Genomic DNA, 451 nt, shown 5'->3' on the forward strand with positions numbered 1-451 from the left:
CCGCGCGTCGGCGGTAAGAGTCGGGTGAGGCTCTTGAGGAGAGTGGACTTGCCGCAGGCGTTGGGCCCGACGATTACGGTGAACGCTCCGTCGGGGATATCCACCGATACGTCTTCGCAGACCAGCTTGTCGGAGTAGCCGAGCGCGGCGCCGTTGACGATCAGTCGGGTCATCTCTTCTTTCCCTCTCGCAGGAGTAGCCATAGGAAGTACAGTCCGCCGATCGACACCGTGACGATGCCGACGGGCAGGGGCGAATCGGGGTGGATGCGTTGGGCGACGACATCCGCGAGCAACAGCAGCAACGCTCCCACTGCGGCCGTGGGCCCTAGTGCGAGTCCATCGGAGCGCACGAGGCGCCGGGCGATCTGCGGTGCCGCCAGTGCGATGAACGAGATCGGGCCGACCGTCGCCGTCGCGAGTGCGGTGAGGCCGATGCCGACGACGATCGC

The 451-nt window shown here is 66.3% G+C and carries 2 protein-coding genes; both read right to left on the reverse strand.

Annotation, left to right across the window (positions count from 1 at the left end):
* Positions 1–203: ATP-binding cassette domain-containing protein (locus IFT89_RS19970; RefSeq protein ID WP_202939856.1), on the reverse strand; the 203-nt coding region annotated here is incomplete at its 3' end.
* Positions 170–451: iron chelate uptake ABC transporter family permease subunit (locus IFT89_RS19975; RefSeq protein ID WP_202939857.1), on the reverse strand; the 282-nt coding region annotated here is incomplete at its 5' end. The genes IFT89_RS19975 and IFT89_RS19970, both read right to left, overlap by 34 nt.

The sequence above is a fragment of the Plantibacter sp. CFBP 13570 genome (assembly GCF_014841395.1).
GTDB lineage: Bacteria > Actinomycetota > Actinomycetes > Actinomycetales > Microbacteriaceae > Plantibacter > Plantibacter auratus.